General features: G+C 71.1%; 8 protein-coding genes. 1 reads left to right on the forward strand and 7 read right to left on the reverse strand.

Annotated features, from left to right (window positions below; all coding sequences use genetic code 11):
* Positions 1 to 35: 35 nt before the first annotated feature.
* From ACIBAF_RS05300 to ACIBAF_RS05325, 6 genes are all read right to left on the reverse strand, one after another.
* Entirely contained in the window at positions 36 to 350 is a 315-nt protein-coding gene (locus ACIBAF_RS05300) for a hypothetical protein (protein ID WP_399461748.1), read from the reverse strand.
* Positions 347 to 7,126 carry a polymorphic toxin-type HINT domain-containing protein gene (locus ACIBAF_RS05305; protein WP_399461855.1) on the reverse strand — a complete coding sequence of 2,260 codons (6,780 nt, stop codon included), beginning with the start codon at positions 7,124 to 7,126 and terminating at the stop codon, positions 347 to 349. The genes ACIBAF_RS05300 and ACIBAF_RS05305 overlap by 4 nt, the downstream gene beginning before the upstream one ends.
* 215 nt (positions 7,127 to 7,341) lie before the next feature.
* Positions 7,342 to 11,724, reverse strand: a complete 4,383-nt coding sequence (locus ACIBAF_RS05310; protein WP_399461749.1) for a LamG domain-containing protein — start codon at positions 11,722 to 11,724, stop codon at positions 7,342 to 7,344.
* A 187-nt stretch (positions 11,725 to 11,911) separates the two neighbouring features.
* Positions 11,912 to 12,505 (reverse strand): TetR/AcrR family transcriptional regulator, encoded by a 594-nt coding sequence (locus ACIBAF_RS05315; RefSeq protein WP_399461750.1) that lies wholly within the window; start codon positions 12,503 to 12,505, stop codon positions 11,912 to 11,914.
* Positions 12,506 to 12,545: 40 nt separating this feature from the next.
* On the reverse strand, positions 12,546 to 14,219 hold the full coding sequence (locus ACIBAF_RS05320; protein ID WP_399461751.1) for a class I adenylate-forming enzyme family protein: 1,674 nt from the start codon (positions 14,217 to 14,219) through the stop codon (positions 12,546 to 12,548).
* Positions 14,216 to 14,980 carry an SDR family oxidoreductase gene (locus ACIBAF_RS05325; RefSeq protein WP_399461752.1) on the reverse strand — a complete coding sequence of 255 codons (765 nt, stop codon included), beginning with the start codon at positions 14,978 to 14,980 and terminating at the stop codon, positions 14,216 to 14,218. The genes ACIBAF_RS05320 and ACIBAF_RS05325 overlap by 4 nt, the downstream gene beginning before the upstream one ends.
* A gap of 158 nt (positions 14,981 to 15,138) precedes the next feature.
* Here ACIBAF_RS05325 and ACIBAF_RS05330 point away from each other — a divergent pair, with 158 nt between their 5' ends.
* Positions 15,139 to 16,458 carry a serine-threonine protein kinase gene (locus tag ACIBAF_RS05330; protein WP_399461753.1) on the forward strand — a complete coding sequence of 440 codons (1,320 nt, stop codon included), beginning with the start codon at positions 15,139 to 15,141 and terminating at the stop codon, positions 16,456 to 16,458.
* A gap of 25 nt (positions 16,459 to 16,483) precedes the next feature.
* Here ACIBAF_RS05330 and ACIBAF_RS05335 read toward each other — a convergent pair whose 3' ends face one another.
* Positions 16,484 to 19,270: a penicillin acylase family protein gene (locus ACIBAF_RS05335; RefSeq protein ID WP_399461755.1), complete on the reverse strand. Its 2,787-nt coding sequence runs from the start codon at positions 19,268 to 19,270 to the stop codon at positions 16,484 to 16,486.
* Between the last annotated feature and the right edge of the window lie 55 nt (positions 19,271 to 19,325).

Raw genomic sequence — 19,325 nt, forward strand, 5'->3', positions numbered from 1 at the left:
ACCTCTTGGGTTCCGGCGGGGCTCCTCCCGCTTTCTCAGACCGCGAGCAGGGCGCTCTCGATCGCGTGCCGAAGGTGCGGCCGCGCGTCGCCCGCGTCGGCCTTCTCCAGCAGCACCGACAGGAAGTCCGCATCGGGGTATCCCTGCGCCCCGTCGTCCTTCAGCGCCCGCACCTGCGACCAGATGGCGATCATCATCTCGTTGCAGGCCTGGGCCTGCCGCATCCCTTGCGGCTGGTCCCCGACGAACGCATCACGTGCCGAGATGCCGAGACGGTGGCCCATGACCAGCAGGAACGTCTCCTTGGACGCCGAGTTCAGAACCTCGAGGAACCTCTCTCGGATGTTCACTGGTCCATGTCCCAGAAGTCCTCGTCCGACATGGGCCGAGAGCTGCCGTAGGTCTCGCGCGGCAGCGAGTCGACGTCGTACCCACGTGAGCGCAGCACCGCGATTCTGGTGTTTCCGTTCATGATCGTTCCATCCGGCTTCGCGATCAGCGGCTCGTGCGCTCCCGGCCTGAGCGAGTGGACGATGTCCTTGGTGTCCTGCTTGTGCCAGAAGTCGAGCGAGCTCCTGTCGAGCGAGCTGTCCGGGTGCAGCGACTTCAGCGGCGGGTCGCACGGGGTGGCGTTGTGCACGAGCACCGGCGTCTTCCCGGCCAGCACATAGTACGTGTGCAGGTCGGCGACGGTGACGTTGTGCACCGTGGCCTGCTCGGTCCACCGCCGGACCGCGGTGATCCGTACCTCGGTCCCCTTGGAGGTGCGGAGCAGTTCGCCCGCGGTGAGGTCGGTGGCGTTGATCCACTTGCCCAGTGCCGGCGCCCAGAACGGGTGGCCGTCGGTCGCGGTGACCGAAGCGGTCGCCTTCTCGCCGTCGACCTCGAGGGCCAGGGTGATCCCGACCAGATGCTTCAGGCCCTTGCCGGTGATCTCGGCGGTGACCGTCTTGACGGTGGTGCGGCCGGTCTTCGGGTCCGTGGCCAGGACCTTGTCGCCGGTCTTCACCTCCTCGATCGGCTTGGACGTGCCGTCCGCCATGAGGACTTCGGTGCCGGGGAGGAAGCTGTTGCACGGCCGTGGGCGTTCCGCACCCGCCGCTCCGCCCAGGTACGCCAGCAGGACGTCGCCGATGATGCCCTCGATGACCTTGCCCCGGGCCACCTCCTTGGCCTCTTCGTCGCACTGGTCGGCGTGGTAGGCGCAGTAGGTGGCGGCGATCTCCTTGGCCACCGCCGGATCGGCGTCGTCCCCCTTGTCGAGGATGTACTTGTACGCCTGCCGGCAGCCTTCACGCCCGTAGCAGGCGCTGCCCTTCTCGGCGCTCTCGTAGACCGGGTTGTCCCAGAAGTCGTCCGAGAACTCCCCGATCATGCTCCGGGAGAAGTAGTCGGACAGCTTGGCCATGTCGTTCGTGACCGGCGTGTTCGACGCCACCCACGCCCGCTTGCGGGCCTGCTGCCGCTTGTAGATGTTGCCGCGGTGGTAGTCGGACGTGCCCGTCTTCGGGTCGTAGCCGACCTCCTGCTGCTGGTGCTTGCTGCAGTACTTGACGTCGTACTGGCAGGAGTTGGGCCGGGAGCCGATCTCCGTGCCCGCCGGGTCGGAGTGGGTCAGCGGGTTGTTGTCGGCGTAGGTGTAGCCGTGCATCTGCTGCGGGTCGGTGGCCGTGAAGAGCGGGTCGACCGACAGGAAGCGGCCCGTCGCCGGGTCGTACTCGCGGGCGCCGAGGTGGGTCAGGCCCGTCGAGGCGTCGACGGCGCCCCCGACGAAGCCCCTGGTGCCGGGCCAGGTGGTGGGCTCGGTCCCGCGGAGGTCGCCGAAGGGCTTGGTGCGGCGCTGGCCGAGGGCCTGGCTGGTGGCGTCGACGGACAGCTGGCCGGTGCCGTGGTGGTCGGCCAGGGTGAAGGAGATCTTGCCGTCGTCGCTCTGGACGGCCTGGTGGCCGCCGCCGAGGTCGAAGTAGCGGGTGCCCTTGGCGGTCGTGGCGCCCTTGGCCAGGGTGATTTCGGTGGCGCCGAGGTAGAGCGTCGTCTCGGTCGGGGTGCGGCCGATCAGCCGGTTGCCGTCGGCGTCGTACAGGTACTCGGTGATCTTGTCGCTGCCGCCCTCCACCGGCTGGGTGACCTTCGCGAGGTGGCCCTCGGCGTCCCAGAGAAGCGTCTGGGAGGTGCCGTCGCCGAGCTGCCGGGTCTGGGTGTCGCCGATGGCGTCATAGGTGAAGCTGTCGGTGGACTTGACCGTGCCTGCGGTGGTGTCGACCGAGCTCAGCTTGTGCGAGCCCGGCTTCGGGTAGGTGTAGACGCGCTTCGTGTCCGACCCGCCGGCGGTGGTGCTGTGTCCGGTCTCGGTGAGCCGGTTGCCGACCACGTCGTAGGTGTAGGAGTCCCAGTAGGGGGCCGGGCCGCCCAGCACGCCGGTGACGGGGGCGCTCGCGCAGGCCGTGGTGGACTGCGTCCACGCCTCGGTCGTGCGGCCCAGGTAGTCGTAGGCGAAGCACTGGTTGTCGGTGCCGGAGCGTGAGGTGTCGGAGACGGACAGGACGTTGCCCGCCTCGTCGTACTTGTAGGTGTTGTACTGGTCGACGCCCGCGACGTCCTGACGGTCGACGCGCGAGGTCGCCAGCCGCTGGGTGCCCCACTCGTAGGCGTTGGTCTCGTACGTCGTCTTGCCGCCGTTCGCGGCGAAGGAGTACTGCAGCGGCTTGCCCGTGAAGCTGTAGGACGTCGAGCCGGTCAGGTTCTGCGGGCCGCTGACGCCGACGGGCCGCAGCGTGCCGTCCTCGTAGGTGTAGGCCACGGTGTTCGCCGCCAGCGCGCCCGCCTTGGGGTAGCCGACGCCCTGCACCGTGCCGGAGGCGTTGTACGTGGTCGCCGACAGGTAGGTGCCCTGGAGCGCGCCCTCGGTGGAGGGGATGGTCACCTGGGTGCGCAGCGGCCGGTAGAGCCGGTCGTAGGCGAGCACCTTGGTGCTGTACGCCTGTCCGCCGCTGTAGCGGACGGACTCCGCGAGGTGGCCCTTGGCGCCGCTGACGGTGTCGTAGACCCACTTGGCGCGCAGGGTGCCGGTGGCGGAGTTCTCGCGCAGTTCGGTCGGGCGGCCCTGGCCGTCGTAGACGTGGGCGAGGACGGTGCCGCGGGCGTCCTTGGCAGTGGTCGCGAGCCCGCGGTCGTCGTAGTCGGTGTGGCCGGCGCCCTTGTCGGGGTCGGTGGTGTCGGTGAGCCGGCCCAGCAGGTCGTACGTCCACGTCCAGGCGTTGCCGGCCGGGTCGGTGACCCGCGTCAGCTCGCCGCGCGGCGAGTAGCCGTACGACGTGGTGTCGTAGGCGGCGTCGGCGGCGCGCGCGTGGAGTTCGCGGACCTCGGTGTTCTGGCCGCGTGAGTCGGTCAGCGTGGTGGTGGCGGCGCCGCCGACCGGTGGGATGACCGTGGTGCGGTCGCCGCCGTAGATCGTCTTCGTGACGCCGAGGACCGTGCCGCCGTCGCCGTTGCCGGCGACCTTCTTCAGCTCGGTCTCGCGGCCGAGGCCGTCGTAGGCGTGCCAGCTCTGCGTCTCCACGCTCAGCGCGTCGTCCACCTTGAACAGGGTCGTGGAGGGCGCGGTGGTGTCGGTGTAGTAGGAGGCGAACTCCTTGGCGGTCAAGCCGCGTTCGTCGTAGAAGGTGTCCGTCAGGAGGGCGCCGCCGTTCGGACCCGGCGCCTGGGTCTGCCGGGGGCGCAGGAAGCCGTCGTACAGGACGTACGAGGTGTTCTGGGCTCCGTTGTCACCGATGGTCTTCGTGCCGATCGCGACCGGCTTGCCGTCGGCGATGGTGTAGGCGAACTCGTAGCTCGGGGTCTGGCCGGTGGTGCGGTCCGGGAGCCACACCTTGGTGTTGCGGCCCAGCGGGTCGTACGCGTACGTGGTGACCTTGCCGTTGGTGTCGGTCTCGGTCAGCGGCTGGCCGCGCAGCGCCTCGAAGGTCTGCGAGGTGGTCGTGGCGGTGCTGCTGTCGCCCGGCGTGACGGGCGGCATGGTGACCGTGGTGCCGGTGGCGAAGCCCGAGGTGGGGGTGAACACCGTGGTGGTGGTCCGGCCGTCGGTGCGGGCGGTCCGGGTGAGCGCGCCCGCCGAGGTGACCGCGACGTCCGCGGTCAGATCGGTGGAGGTGAGCATGCGGCCGTAGGAGTCGAACGTGGAGCTCGACTCCAGGTAGACGGCGGTGCTGCCGTCGTACTTCTTGAGCTTGGCGACGCGGGTGGCGTCGCCCTTCGTGGCCGCCGCGCCGTAGGCGCCGCCGTCGTAGGCGGTGCGGGTGTCGGCGAGGACGTCGGCCGGGCGGCTGGTGGCGGCGGCGCACGCCTTGGCCACCGTCTCGACGCGCACCGGGGTGTTGAGGACTGCACTGCCGGCGACGTACGTGGTGCGGGTGCACTGGTCGTCGGCGGCGGTGCCGGTGTCGCCGGCGTCGTCGGTCTGGGTGACCTGGCCGGTCGCCGGGTCGAAGGTGTCGGTGGTGGAGGTGGTCCGCCAGGCGGCTCCCGCCCCGTCGTCCAGGGAGGTCCAGGTCCTGGCGTTCTCGGTGCCGCTGAAGTCGGCGGTGACGGCGCCCCAGTCACGGACCTTCTTCGCGGTCTCCTTGTGCCACGGGCGGCTCACCGTCTTGGACAGCACCTTGCCGCCGGGGCCGGAGTAGTTGACGGTCTTGTAGGCGAACCCGGCCGTCGAGGAGTGGTCGGTGATCGGGTCGCCCTCGCCGGATCCCAGGGTGACGCTGACGTCCTTGGCGCCGCCGGAGGCCGTCTTGCGGTCGCCGTCCATGCCGCGCAGGAAGTAGGAGTCGGTCTGCGACTTCATGGCCGGCGCGCCGCCCTGGCCGCCGGTGCGCACCCGTACGTGGCCGTAGCCGCGCCAGTCGGACCAGGTCTTGAACTTGTCCTTGGTCATGCCGTCGGCGTCGTCGTAGTGCCAGGCCGCGCCGTCCAGGTAGTCGTACATGGTGACCTGGTCGGGGGCGCCGCCCGTGCGGTCCGTCGAAGTGACCGTGTCCACCACGTACTTGTTGAACCACTGCCGCTCGGGGTCGGTGGTGGAGCTGCCGCCGATGTACTGCGGGAAGCAGCGGGTGGTGTTGGTCTCGGGGGTCGGCAGCGCGTTCGCGTCGCACACCGGGGCCGAGTAGCCGACGTCGATCTGACCGCCGGACTCGTCGGCGACGCTGGACAGCCGGGCCTTGATGAAGGGGGCCCACCCGTCGCCGGTCTTGTCGAGCCGGTTGGCGAGCTGGGTGTAGGCGAAGGTGACCTTCGGCAGGGTGATCGAGGCGGTGCCGTCGTAGCCGGTGCGCTGCACGGAGTCCAGCAGCAGCTGGTAGTCGATGTCGGCCTGGCCCCAGCGGTGGGCGAGCTTGTAGCCGTCGACCTTGCTGTAGGCGCCGGAGACGAGGACCTCGGTCGTGACGTCGGTCAGCCGCTTGCGGGTGAAGAAGGCGGGCGAAGAGCGGCCGTTGTCACAGTCGGCGCCCGCCTCGCAGTTCAGGTCCCACGGGGTGTCGTACCAGTAGAAGGCGTCCTTGCTGATCGAGGAGCAGTCGGTGTGGCTGTCGGGGAGGCAGCGCTCGGAGCTGGTGAAGTCGACCTTGGCGAGCGCCTTCGTCGAGTAGACGGCCGTGGACTTCAGGCCGTACTCGATGCGGTCCAGGGTGCCGCCGCGCACGTACGGGGTGTCGTCGGCCGCCTTGAGGTTGCGGCCGTAGGAGTTGGTCTCCTTGTCGTAGTAGTAGGCGACGGCGTTGCCGTGCGTGTCCACGACGTAGTCCAGGTTCCAGCGCCAGCCCTGCTGGCACCACGAGTCCGCGAAGGCGGCTGCGTGGCAGGGCTCCCCGGAGTCGTCGCCGTAGACGGGGACGGTCCAGGCGGAGTCGGTGGTCTCGCTGCCGCTCGCCCAGCCGGGCAGCCGGTTGTAGCCGAAGTAGTACTGCGTGCCGTCGGGCGTCGTCACCCGCCAGTACTCGTCGTTGCGGGCGCCGTTGGAGCGCACGTCCGACGACGAGCCGTAGATCCGGTCGACCTTGGTGCCGTCGTCGTCCTTCAGCTTCCAGGAGTTGGCGCCGCTGGGGACCAACTCGCCGCCTGCGCCGTTGAGTTGCAGCACGGCGTTGTCGTAGCCCCAGCACAGGTCGCCGGGCTCGTTGCCGTCGGCGTTCTTGACGTCGTCGTCGGAGCAGCTCTTGTAGCGGCGCTCGATGTAGCCGGGCGACAGGTCGAAGCCGTCGCCGACCCAGGAGGACTGGTTGTTGGTGTTGCCGGTGCGGCCGTCGACCCCGCCGGAGGAGTACGACAGCGAGAGCTTCGGGGCGAGCCCGCCCGGCACCTGGGGCACCGCCATCGGGTACGACCAGGCGAAGGAGCCGCTGTTGAGGTCGGTGCTCCAGTTCGCGGACGCGGACAGTGAGGTGGCCTTGAAGTCGCCCAGGCCGCTGCCGGAGCCGGCGACCGCCGCGAGGACGGTGGTCGAGGAGGCGCTGAGGGTGACCGCCTTCGCGGTCAGGGTCTTCGTCTCGGGGTCGTTGACCGTGTCGACCGGCCTGGCGGTGCGGCAGCGCGCCTGCTGCGGGGTGCTCAGCACACAGGCCGGCAGTTCGACGAGCCGCAGCCGGTCGGCGTAACCGCCGCCGTACGCCCCGGCGAAGGAGGAGTAGTCCAGGCCCGCGCGGACCTGACCGGCGTCCTTCGCGCTGCCGGCGTGCAGCGTGAAGACCGGGCCGTCGACGCCGGCCTTCTTCGCGAACGCGCGGTCCAGGACACGGGCGGCGACCGTGCCGACGGCCGCCTTCTTGGTCGCCTTGCCGGCCTTGTCGCCCATGACCTGCGCGTCGAGCGTCAGCGCCAGGCCCTTGACCCGGGGCGCGGACTTCGTCGCCGCGGTGGCCGGCGTCTTCGACAGGTCGACCGTCGCCGCGCCGGGCTTCGGCCAGGCGGTGGCCGGGGCTTCCTGCGGGGTGCGGGGGGTCTTCATGACCTTGCGGGGCACGGCCTTGCCCGCCGGGCCGCCGGCGAGCGGCTTCTCGGCGGCGGGCAGTGCGGGCTTGTGCCAGCCGTCGGCGAGGGCCGGGGCGGCGACGCCCTGGAGCAGGGTCGCGGTCATCACCGTGGCGGTGGCCAGGGCGAGCTTGCGTCGGGGGGTGCGCAACGGTCCTCGTGGGGTGCGCAAAGGTCGCAGAAGGCGGAGAAGTCCGCGTGGTTCGGGTCTCATGGTCATCCCTCGTGGTCCACGGCCGGGTGGGTGGAGCGGGGTCGCCCCGCGACGCCCGGCCCTTCGTGCGGGGCCGGGCGTCGCGGGGGATGGGTGGACGGACGGGATCAGTCGTCGCCGGGTACGACGGTCGCCACGCCCGGCATGCCGACCGCGAGCCGGCTGATCTGCGCGTCGCTCAGCGCACCCTGGAAGGTCCACAGGTCCGACACGGTGCCCGGGAAGTACTCGCCCCAGGTGGTGGCACCGGTCTTGGCGCGGCCGAGCTGGAGGTTCTGCGCGGCCTTGAACGTCACGACGTTCTCGCCGGACGAGTCGATGTCCGTGCAGCCCGCCATATCGGGCTCGCCGTTCTCGTCGGCGTCGGCGCAGGCGACGTCCTGGAGCTCGCCGTTGACGTAGAGCCGCAGGTCGCGGGCGAACCCGTCGTAGACGACCGCCAGGTGGGTCCAGTCCTGGACGCTGTAGAACTGTCCGTTCTCCACCTGGGTGGCGGTGGCGGTGGAGCTGTCGGCGTCGGCGGTCTCGATGCGCCAGCGTCCCGGGTCGGCGCCGCCGGAGCCTGGCACATACCGGACCGCGAAGGCGCTCTTGGTCGTGCCGGGTGCGCTGAGCAGGGTGACGTTCCCGGTGGGCTGGGCCGCGGCCTGGACGAAGCCGCTGACGGTGAAGCTGGCGCTGGTGTCGACGGTCGGGACGCCGGTCGCGGTGGCCGCGTAGTCGTCGACGCCGTCCAGCGTCAGACCGCCGTCCACCCAGCCGGAACCGGTCGCGGCCCCGTTGTACAGGGTCATGCCCGCGCCGGTGGCGGAGGCGTCCGGGGTGATCTGCGGGCTGCCGGCGGCCGACTCGAACTTCCAGCGGGCGCCGACCAGCGGACGCTGCTTGAACAGCTGACGCACCTCGTCGGCGGACACGGCCCGGTCGAACAGCCGGACGTCGTCCGTGTCGCCCTTGAGGGGGCTGCTCACGGCCCCGGCCGTGGTGAGGCCGCTGCCGATGGTGAGCGGTCCCTCGGAGGACCAGCGGCTCGTGAAGGCGGAGCTGGCCTGCAGGACGCCGTTGACGTAGAGCAGGAGCTTGCCGGCGTCGGCGTCGTAGACGCCCACCACCTGGTTCCACTCGCCGAACCGGCCCGCCGCACAGTTGGTGTTCGCGGCGCAGACGGTCTGGGTGGCGCGGACCAGGGCCGCGTCCGCGGTGTCGGCCTCCGGCCGGGTGAAGACCCAGCCGCCCAGCGCCGAGGAGTGGTAGAGCTCGAAACTCCTTCGTACGGAGCCGAGTTGGGAGACCGCGATCATGGACCGGGCCTCCTTGTCCTTGGGCAGCCGCACCCAGGCCGAGACCGCGAAGCTCTGGAAGGTGTCCAGGACCGGGCGGCCGGTGGTGGCGTAGTCGTCCACGCCGTCGAACGTCAGGGCACGTCCGTTGACACCGGCGGCGCCGGCGGTGGCGCCGCCCTTGAGGACGGCGTCGGTGGCCTGGCCGCGGCCGGTCACGGCGGTGGCCGCGGGGTCGGTCTCGTCCAGCGGCCAGACCAGCTTGGCCGCCCGGCCGGTGTCGACGGGCTGCTTCGCGGCGAGCTTGGTGACCTGGGCGTCCGTCAGCTGGTAGTCGAAGAGCTGGACCTCGTCGAGCGAGCCGGGGAAGAAGTCGGCGAGCGTGCCGTAGTGCTTGCCGGCGCCCAGGATGGTGCCGCCCCGGGCGTCCCAGGGGGTGGTGAACGCGGCGCTGCCGACGAGCTTGCCGGCCACGTACAGCCTGATCTGGTGGTTGGGGTTGTCGAAGACGCCGACCAGGTTGGTCCACTCGCCGAGGCGGGCCGTGGTGCACGCGGTGTCGCCGGCGGCGCAGGCGGGCTGGACGGCCCGGGAGGCCGTGCCGCCGGAGGAGGCGTCGTCGGCGTGCCGCAGGAAGACCCAGCCGCCCAGCGCCGAGGAGTAGTAGATCTCGAAGCCGCTGTGGTTCTGGCCGGGCTGGGACAGCGCGACGCTGGGGTGGCCCGGGTCGGCGCCGGGCAGCTTGGCCCACAGCGACACCGAGAAGCTCTTGCCGGTGTTGAGGACCGGGGAGTCGGTGGCGGCGTAGTCGTCGGTCCCGTTGAACGACAGGCCCGCTCCGGAGACGCCGGGCCCGCCGGGTGTGGCCCCGTGCAGGGTGGCCGGCCAGTCGCCGCCCGCCCCGGCCGCGGCGCTAGCCCCGGCGTTCTCGTCCATCTGCCAGGCCAGCCGCTCGGGTTGGCCGGAGCGGACCCGGAAGGTGTAGGTGGTGGGCTCGGAGCCGTTGCCGGCCGCGTCGAAGGCCTGCGCGGTGATGAAGTTGACGCCCGGCTTCGTCGGCATGAACGAGATCGTCTTGACGCCGCCGCCCGAGGTGGTCAGCACGTTGGCGCTGCTGGGCGCCGCGTTGACGCCGAACCAGTACTTGGTGACGTCGGTGGAGGTGGTGTCGACGGAGAAGGTGCCGTACCGTCCGACGCCGTCCCACCAGGGGTCGTCCGGGTTCTCGGGGTCGGACGCGCCGTACTGTGCGGAGCTGATGGTGGGTCCGACCGGCACGGAGGTGTCGTACATGAAGTGGCAGCCATGGGAGCCGGTGTAGCTCCAGGCGGACCACTGGGCGCCGTCGTAGGAGTGGACGTGCCACTCGACGTGCTTGTTCTTGGGGATGCTGCTGGGCAGCGGGAGCGAGAAGTCGGAGCCGCTCTTCTTGCTGGTGGTCCTGGCCGAGGTCCAGCGGGCCTTCCAGCCGGCGCCGTCGCCCGCGTCCCAGGACGCCTGGAACTGCACGGAGACGGCGTCCCCGTCGGGGTCCGTGACGTCGTTGGCGCGGATCGTCGCGGCGGAGCGGATGCGCACCATCTTGTCGGAGGCCACGCAGGGGCCGCCCGGGCTCATGGTGAGCTGGGAGAGGGTGATCTTGTTCGGTGCGCGGTTGTAGCGCACGCGCAGGTAGGCGTCGTCGGAGAACCGCTTCCAGGTGTAGCGGTCGCCCTCGTCGCTGGCGCGCATGCCGAGGGTGATGCTGGACCACTTCTTGGCGGCGGCGTCGGCGACGGCGTCCTTCACGTCGAACTCCGCGTCGGCGGCGGCGCAGCCGTCGGCGCCGTAGGCGAAGCTGACGGTCTTGAGCCGGTCGATCCAGAAGTCGGAGTTGTCCTGGCTGTTCCAGGTCGTGGACGAGGAGATGCCCTTCGTCCGCCAGAGCTGGACCTCGCGCTTCTGGCAGGAGGCCGCGTGGGTCTCCCGGACGACGAACTCCGCGGACAGGATGGACCGGCCGGCGAACTTCGTGGTCGGGATCTGGTAGAAGAGCCGCTTCACGTCGTAGGGGGCGCAGTAGTCCCAGCCGCAGTAGCCGAGGCCCGCGTCGGGGTCGCCGTTGAACTTCCACTGCGGGGAGCTCGCCCAGTACCGGGACACCATGGTCCAGGAGGTGGCCTTGGGCGAGTACCACTGCGGGTCGATGTAGACGGGGTAGACGGTGTCGGAGCCGTTCAGCAGCGCCTTGTCCGGGGTGAGGACGAGGGCGTCCTGGCCGGCGGCGACGTCGACGCCGACGCGCTCGACCCGACCGGACTCCGCGGCGGTGGGCTCGTCCTCGGCGCCGGCTGCCGGGACGGTCGGCGCGTCCGTGGCTGCCGTCGCCGTCCGGGCGGCGGTGCGGGCGAGGGCCGTCGTCACGGCGGAAGCGGCCCCCGTCCGGGTCGTCGTCCGGGCGCTCGCGCGGTCGGCGGAGGCGGTGGCCGGTGCTGCGCCCTCGGCGACCGGGCTGGAGTCCCACATCACGGGGGTGGGCGCCTCGAAGACGACTCCGCCCGCGCCCTTGTCGACGGCCCTGAGGCCGCCGGTCGGCGTCTCGGCCACGGCCATGCCGTCGGCGTTCAGTTTCAGCCGCAGCTCGGCGAGCGCGCTGCTGTGCGCGGCCTCGGCCGACTTGACGACGAGGAGCTGGGTGAAGCCGTCGGGGCGCGCCCCGAGGCGCAGGTCCACGTCCGGCAGGATGTCGGGGTAGACGGCCGTGTCGCCGTCGAGTCGCGGTGCGGGCACGGCGCCGGGCCAGGAGAGTTCGAGCGTGCGGCCCGCCCGCTCCAGGCGCACCAGCGGGCGGCCCGTGCCGCCGCCGGAGAACTCCAGGCCGACGGTGGCCGCCTTGGGCGCGACCATGCCGCCGTCGGCCTTGGCCAGCGCGGTGTCGATCGCCTGCCAGCCGCCGTTGATCCGGGTCCGCACCGGGCGCAGGTACTCCCGCGCCTCCAGGTGGCCGTCCGCGGTGGCGTACACATCGCTGCTCTCCCCGCGCAGCGAGGCCACCTCGACGCTCTTGCCGGATCGTTTCGCTGCCGCGATGGCCTCCTCCTCGGAGGCCGCGGACGCGACGCCCGCGCCGCTTGTCGTCCCGCTTGCCGTCCCGCTCTTCGCGGCCGGCGCGCCGGTCTGCGGCCGGGCAGTCGCCGTCGGGACCGCTCCCATCTGCAACAGCCCGGCCACCAGGGCGACCCCTAGGCCGAATACCGCCCCACGGCCGGCTCTCGGCCGTTTTCTGCCACCACTCGACATCCGTTCACACTCCCCCGCTTTGGCATGATCAGCTCATGGCGCGCGTCAACGTACGATCGGATCATGGCGCGGGGGTGAAGCGTCAACAGCGGAACGGTGAACTCCGGGTAAGGGCGAGTCAGGGGCGCAGGGCCCGCAGCAGCAGGTCGGCCAAGTGATCGGCGACCTCCTGCGGGCTCATCGGACCGTCCGGGCGGTACCAGGTCGACAGGTGGTGCACCGACCCGAAGTGGTAGTCCACGACCAGGTCGGCCGGGGTCGCCGCGGAGAAGACACCGGCCTGCTGGCCCTCCTCCACGAGCGCGCGGAAGCGTTCGTGGTAGCGTCGGCGCTCGGCACGGACCTGCTTGTTCTTCTCGGAGCTCAAGTGGTGCATCGAGCGGAAGAAGATCATCGCGTCGTCGAGGTTCTCGATCGTCGTGATGACGACGTCCGCCGCCGCGCCCCGCAGCCGCTTCTCGATCGGCTCGTCGGCGTTCGCGAAGGCGTCCAGCCGCTCCTGCTGGACGCGCAGCACGCGCGCGTACACCTCGTGCAGCAGATCGTCCTTGGAGCCGAAGTAGTGGTACAGGGCCCCCTTGGTGACGCCGGCCGCCTCGACGATCTCCTGCACCGAGGTGCGGTCGTAGCCCTGCTCGGCGAAGAGCCGGGTGGCGGCGGCAAGGAGCCGTTGCGGAACAGGAGCCTCCGCACCGTCCGTCGTCCTGGGCACTGCCGCCACCTGCCTTCCTCGATGCATCACTGACTTCGCGCTACTGACCGTCCTGCACGCGGGAACGCAGTTCCCGACGGAGGATCTTCCCACTCGCCGTCTTGGGCAGGTCGGGCAGGATCTCCACCTGGCGCGGGTACTTGTAGGCCGCCAGTCTGTCCTTGCAGTAGGCGGCGAGCGTACCGGCATCCGCGTCGGCCCCCGGACGCAGGCTGATGTACGCCTTCACGGTCTCCCCGCGGTACCCGTCCGGCACCCCGACGACGGCCGCCTCGCGCACCGCCGGATGGGTGTACAGCACGTCCTCGACCTCGCGCGGCCACACCTTGAAGCCGGACGCGTTGATCATGTCCTTCTTGCGGTCGACGACGTACAGCCAGCCCTGCTCGTCCATGAACCCGATGTCACCGGTCCGCAGCTCGCCGTCGGGGAAGGTCTCGGCGGTGGCCTCGGGCCGCCGCCAGTAACCGGGCACGACCTGCGGCCCCCGGACGACGATCTCCCCCTGCTCGCCGAAGGGCGCCTCCGCGCCCTGCTCGTCGACGATGCGTACGACGGTGTCGGGCCCGGGAAGACCGACGGCGAGGGTCCCCGAAGCCGGATCGACCGGCGCCTCCAGCTGCGGCGGGACGGAGGCGCAGGGCGCCGTGCACTCGGTGAGCCCGTAGCCGTTGCGGATGTACGGCCCGAAGCCGGCCCGGAACTTCTCCACCAGAGCCGGCGGCACCGGCGCGCCGCCCGAGGAGATGTTCACGAAGGAGGAGAAGTGCTCCCGGGTGGCGGCGGGATGGGCGGCCAGCGCCATGAAGGCGGTGGACGGGCCGACCGTGTAGTTCGGCCGGTGCTCGGCGAACGCCTCCAGCACCACGCCCGCCTCGAAGCGGTACGTCAGCACGAGCGTGCCCGCGCTGTTGAGACAGGCGCCGAGCTGGCAGACCAGGCCGGTGATGTGGAACAGGGGCGCGAGCGCGTAGTACACGGGCGCCTCGGGCAGGGGCAGCCCGGTGCGCTGCCGCTCGGCGTTGAACATGATGTTGCCGTGCGTGTTGGCAGCGCCCTTGGGGGCCCCGCTGGTGCCCGAGGTGTAGCTGATCAGGGCGATGTCGGCGGGGGCGGCCGCGCGGCCCTCGGGCGCCTTGTGCCCCGCGCGGGCGACGGCCGTCAGATCGTCGGCGTCCGCGGCCTGCGGCAGCCGCTCGAACGTCAGCACGCGCGCGTCGCCGCCGGTCTGGAAGTCCAGCTCGCAGCCGGTGAGCACGATCCGCACCGGCGAGTTCGCGGCCGTGTCCCGCAGATACCCGTCCCAGGCCCGGTCGGAGCAGATCAGCGCGGCCACCTCGCCGTCCCGCAGCACATGGGCGACCTCCCCCGACTTGTACATCGGGTTCACGGGCACGACCGTCGCGCCCGCCTTCCAGGCGCCCAGCAGGGCGAGGACGAAGTGCGGGGAGTTCTGCAGCAGGACGGCGACCCGGTCGCCGCGCCGAAGGCCGCGGGCGGCGAGGTGACCGGCGACGGAGTCGCTGAGCTCGTCCACCTCGCGATAGCTGAGCCGTCCGTCGAAGTAGGCGAGGCAGGTGCGGTCGGGGGCCTCGGCGACGGACCTGCGGAAGGCGTGCACGAGGGAGTCGGCCGGGTCGATCGGGGCGCGCTGGGCGTCGTCGAGGAGGGCCAGCCAGGGCTTGGCCGCGTATCGGGAGGCAGGCGTGGTCACTCGGCGGCCTCCCACTTCTGCTGAAGGTGGTTCATGTTGGTCAGCCAGCGGTCGGGGTCGGCGGCCCGCACCTGGTAGTACCCGGCGACCTCCGGGTGCGGCAGGATCAGGAAACGATCCTCCGCGATCCCCCTGAACAGGGCGTCCGCGACGTCCGCCGGCTCGATCGCGGTCGGCTTGAGCACCAGGTCGCCCGCGCTGCCGGTGGCGTCCAGCATGTCGGTGCGCACACCCTGGGGACAGATCGCGTGGACGCTGATCCCCCGGTGGCGGTAGGTCAGCGACAGCCACTCGGCGAACGCGTAGGCGCCGTGCTTGGTGACGCTGTAGGGGGCCGCGCCGATCATGGTGAGCAGCCCGGCCGCCGACACGGTGGAGACGAACCGCCCCCGGCCGCGCTCCAGCCACTCGGGCAGCAGCGCCTGGGCCGCCCGGACATGAGCCATGACGTTGACGTCCCAGGCCAGTGCCCACACGGCCGGGTCGGCCGCCTCCGAGCCGCCCGAGGCGACCCCGGCGTTGGCGCAGTACACGTCGACGGCGCCGCCGAGCGCGTCCCGGGCCTGCTCGACGATGCCGGCGGCGTCCCCGGGGACCGCGATCCCGCCGATCTCGTCGGCGACGGCCTGCGCCCGCCCGGCGTCCAGGTCGTTGACGACGACCCGGGCCCCCTCGGCGGCGAAGCGGCGGGCCAGCGCGGCCCCGATCCCGCCTCCCGCTCCGGTCACGACGACCCCGGCATCCTGCACGGCTCCCACCATCGGTCTCCTTCGACACGAAGCGATTCGGCTCGAGCGCCAGACTAACCGGTCGGTATGTATCGGGAAAGGGTCGGCTGCGTGACGTATGGCCAATCGCGCCTGTTGGCAGGACGATGCGCGCACTCGGCGCACTGCTTCGGGGGACGAGGGGGCCTGTCATGGCGGATCCTGCGATGAGCGTGACTCCCTACTGGGAGCTGACCTTCGACGCCGACGGGGACGTCGACGGCGGCCGGCGGGACCGGCTGCTGAGCGACGTGAAACGGCACGGCGTCCATGACCTGATCGTCTTCTCGCACGGCTGGAACAGCGACCGCTCCGGCGCGACCCGGCTCTACAGCCGCTTCTTCGACCCGATCCCCGCGCTCGCCCCGGCCGCGAAGATCGGTTACGTAGGCGTCGTATGGCCGTCGATGCGGTTCTCGGACGAGCCGATCCCCGACATCCCGCGGTCCGTGGCCGCCGACCCCGCGCGCTGCCCGGCGCTGGACGAGGACACCCGGCACGCCCTCCTGGAGACCTTCCCCGGCCGGGCCACGGTCGTCGACCAGATCGCGCGGATGCTGGAGCAGCGGCCGCCCGAGGAGGCCGAGCTGGAGGAGTTCGGGCGGCTGGTGCGGCTGCTGGTGGACGTGGTGCCGCCGGGACCGCAGGCGTTGTTCGCGGCGGACACCCTGGCGGAGGGGGTGCCGCAGGACGAGCCGGAGATGTTCACCGGGTCGACGGCGACGGCCTGCGAGGAGTTCGCGCGAGCCCTGGCCGGACTCGAATCCCCTGGTGGCGCCGAGGAGTTCAGCCTCCCCAACCCGTGGGACGGGGCGCACGAGCTGCTGCGTCAGGCGACGTACTACGCGATGAAGCGGCGTGCGGGGACGGTGGGCGAACGGGGACTCGGTCCGTTCGTCGGCCGACTGGCGAGCGTGGCGCCCGGCGTCCGCGTGCACCTGGTGGGGCACAGCTTCGGCGGGCGGCTGGTGTCGTTCGCGCTGCGCGGGCTGCCCGAGGGGGTGCGCACGGTGAAGTCGGTGACGCTGCTCCAGGGCGCCTTCTCGCACTACGCCTTCGCGACCAGGCTGCCGCACGACGCGCGCGCGGGAGGGCTCCTCCAGGGCCAGCAGAACCGCATCGACGGCCCCCTGGTGTGCTGTTACTCCTCCTTCGACGCGGCGCTGGGCACGATGTACCCGCTGGCCTCCCGGATGGCGGGCGACGCACGAGGGGCGGTCGAGGAGTTCGGCATCGGGGCCGCGCTGGGCGCCAAGTGGGGTGCGATGGGGCACGACGGGGTGCAGGCGGTACCGGGCACCCGCGCGTGCACCCTCGCCGAAGCGCTGGCCGCTCCCCTGCCTGCATCGGGCTGCGTGAACGTGGACGCGGCGGCCGTGGTCCGGCGCGGCGGGGCGCCGTCCGGGGCGCACAGCGACATCGTGCACCCCGAACTGGCGCGGTTGGTGCTGGCGGCGGGCCGGATCCGTTAGGACGCGCCCCGCCGCCGCTCACGGCCTACCGGTGTGAGGTGAACTCCACCACCTGCTGGAAGGTGGGTCGGTTCTGCCAGCTGATGTTGCCGTGCTTGATGCCGCCCAGGGTGCGCTGGACGATCGAGTCGGCGCACCACTGGTTGCCCGCCGCGCACAGGGCGTCGCCGGGGTAGACCTGGGCCGCTGTCTTGCCGGCCGCCGTCTTCAGCGTGCTGATCAGGACGTCCCGGCAGCCGCTGAGGGTGCCGCCGCCGCAGTACTTCTGCGTCAGCCCGCCCTGCACGCTCTCCCCGAGCACGGCCCGGATGTCCTTGTCGACATAGCTCCACCAGCCGTACTGGAAGGAGCTTCCGGCGTGCGCCCCGGTCGGGCCGTGGGCGGCCGACGGGGACTCGTCGACGGGCAGGTTGGCGGTGAACGCCGTGTACAGGCCGGTGCCGAGACCGGGTTCGAACTCGGCCTTGACCAGCAGCGGCCACCAGGCGTCCAGGATGCGGATCGCGTCGGCGTCGGCGTACGTCTTCGAACCGGCCGTGGTCTCCGTGCGCTTGCCGCCCGCCGTCAGCCAGGTCTGCAGCTTGGTCACCGCGGCCGCGGCCGTGGTGTCGGTGACGGTGGAACTGTTGATCACCTTCAGCAGGTCGGGCAGGACGTCCTCGGCGCGCAGGTCCACGAGCGCCGCCTCCGCCATCGCCTTCGTCAGCGAGGCACGCGTGACGCCGCCGGCCGCGACCAGCTTCTTCACCCGGTCCTCCAGCAGGTTGCCGCGGTGCACGGACCCGTCGCCCCAGGAGGCCGTCGCGTAGTCCTTGGCCTGCTTGTTGTTCCAGGAGATGTAGTAGTCCTGGTCGATGGAGTTGGGGTGCGCCGAGGCCGGGGTGTACTCCGCCGTGTTGGTGGCCGGCACCCAGTTCTTCCACTCGTAGGCCGCCTGCGCCCACACCGGGAACTCGGCGTCGACGCCGCTCGCGCGCACCGGGTTGTTGCCGCTGTTGTAGTAGGCGGTGTGCGTGGAGTCGGCGTAGAACCAGTTGAAGGTGTAGTTGATGTGCTGCACCGCGCTCTGGAAGGTCTGCGGGCTCTTGACGTAGTCCGGGTCGTTCAGCATCTGGAAGCCGATGATCGAGTCGGCCTCGTGCATGTACGACGAGCGCAGGGTGGTGTAGGCGACCTTCTTGCCGCCCACGGTCGCCCGGGACTCCACGGGTCCGTACTTGGTGCGGTAGACGCGCATCGTGTACGAACCGGCCGCGGTGCCGTCGGCGGTGGTCGGCTTCCAGGCGTTCTTCTGTTCGACGACGTCCATCGCCGTGCAGACGCCGTGGTACAGGTAGTGGTAGTCGTCCTGGCACAGTTCGACCGCGTAGGAGTCGATGATGTCCTGGCCGGAGGTCGTGGCGCTCCACGCGTAGTCCTGGCCGCGGCCGAGTTCGACGTACATGCTCAGCCCCGCGAACGAGGCGCCGCGTGCGCTGATGCCGGGCCCCTGGATCTCCTGCAGCATGAGCAGCTGCGGGGCGAAGTAGCCGGTCTGCGGCCCGAAGACGGCGATGGGGTGACCACTGGCCGTGGCCTTCCCGCTCACCACGAGGGCGTTGGACATGCCCCGCCTGGCCGAACTGAGGGCGGTCGCGGTCGCCTTGGCGGAGGCCGCGGTGGCGCTCGCGGCGGCCCCGGTGCCCGTGGCGTCGTAGATCAGCGGCTCCGCGGTCACCGAGCCGGCGTCGGGCAGCGCCTCGCCCTGCGGGCTCGCGGGCTTGGCGGCGTACGGGAAGCTCTCGCCGTTGTGGACGGTGAGGACGGCCTCGGGATCGTTGCGCTCGCGGAACGCCTCCCAGGCCTGGGTGCCCTGTGTCACGCCGTACTTCTCCTGCGCGGCGAGCAGCGAGATCGCGTTGTTGACCTCGCCGCCGCCCCCGGAGCCGAAGAGCGCGCCGATGACCGAGCCGAGCGCCACCAGGTCGGTGATCTTGAAGTGATCGATGCTGCCGGCGTTGGTGATTGAGTCCTTGTGGCCGGTCAGGACGTATTCACCGGGGAAGTAGCGGCCGCTGTCGGAGGCGTCGATATAGGCGTTGACGCCGGCCAGGTAGGCGTTGGCGTCGTCGAGAGCCTGCTTGCCGCGGGCGCCGTTGGTGGCGATGGCGTTGTCGATCTGGGCCTGGAGGTCTGCCTCGGTGTACGGAGCGTTGCGCCAGAACTGCTGTTCCAGACCCTGGTTGGAGGGGTCGCCGCCCGCGAAGGCGGTGAGCTGTCCCCGGCCGACGTGCCGGAAGACGTCCATGAGCCACAGCCGGTCCTGGGCCGCCGCATACCCGGCGCCGAACTCGGTGCCGTATCTGGTGGTACCGGTGATGTGCGGCACGCCCGTCTTCTTGTCGCGGACGATCGTCACGTCGCTGCGGCCCGCGGGGCTCAGGGTGGAGGCGACTTGATCGGAAGGCACGCCGAACGACGCGTCGTTGAAGAACGTGTTGATCGTGGCGTTGGTGAGCGTCGAGTAGCCCTTGGCCAGGTTGGCGTAGGGGCCGAGCTGGTCCTCGGCGTGGTCGGGCTGGGTGCCGAAGGCCTGGTTGAGGAGGACCTGCGCGAGGGTGGCGTTGCCGTTCTCGCCGGGCGGCAGGATGTCGGAACACTGTCCGCCGCAGTAGTCGTTGGCGGTCGTGGCCTCGGCGGCAACCGCAACTTGGGAAAGGGGCGACAAAAGACCGGCAATCAGAGCGCATACGGATGCGGTCTTCAGGAACCCGGGGAATCTGCCGGGAGTTCTCAGTCTGTCGAGAGTGGTACGGGGGGTTCGCCGTGGCATCGGCTGCTCCTAGCGACGGGGGTCGGCGGAAGGTTACCGCCGGTATCCCCGGGAT

The organism is Streptomyces sp. NPDC051677, assembly GCF_044453465.1.
In the GTDB taxonomy this organism is placed as follows: domain Bacteria; phylum Actinomycetota; class Actinomycetes; order Streptomycetales; family Streptomycetaceae; genus Streptomyces.

Excerpts from the sequence above, each read along its gene's own strand:
- ACIBAF_RS05305 (WP_399461855.1), bottom strand. The coding sequence starts at position 7,126 with ATGACCGCGACCCTGCTCCAGGGCGTCGCCGCCCCGGCCCTCGCCGAC.
- ACIBAF_RS05325 (WP_399461752.1), bottom strand. The coding sequence starts at position 14,980 with ATGGTGGGAGCCGTGCAGGATGCCGGGGTCGTCGTGACCGGAGCGGGA.
- ACIBAF_RS05330 (WP_399461753.1), top strand. The coding sequence starts at position 15,139 with ATGGCGGATCCTGCGATGAGCGTGACTCCCTACTGGGAGCTGACCTTC.
- ACIBAF_RS05335 (WP_399461755.1), bottom strand. The coding sequence starts at position 19,270 with ATGCCACGGCGAACCCCCCGTACCACTCTCGACAGACTGAGAACTCCC.